General features: G+C 42.5%; 1 protein-coding gene. It reads left to right on the plus strand.

The window, feature by feature from the left end:
• Positions 1–306, plus strand: a 306-nt coding sequence (locus HC176_RS18795; RefSeq protein ID WP_209309834.1) for a D-alanyl-D-alanine carboxypeptidase, incomplete at both ends; no start/stop codon positions are given.

Genomic DNA, 306 nt, shown 5'->3' on the forward strand with positions numbered 1-306 from the left:
TATGATCCGGTTGCCAAAAAGGTAGTTTTTGAGCATAATTCTGAAAAATATTTTACTCCGGCGTCCAATACGAAGCTATTTACTTTCTATGCGGGAGTGAAGATCCTGGGAGATTCCGCTGCAGGGTTGGAGTATGTGGTAAAAAAAGATTCCCTCATCTTTAGAGGAACCGGGGATCCTTCTTTTCTTTACGATAAATTGGAATCTACAGCAGTTCTGGACTTTTTGAAAGCCAGGAATGAAACATTGTATTATGTGCCTCCTGTTTTTCGGGAGGAGCATTTTGGTTCCGGCTGGTCGTGGGAT

It is taken from the genome of Tamlana crocina, assembly GCF_012037625.1.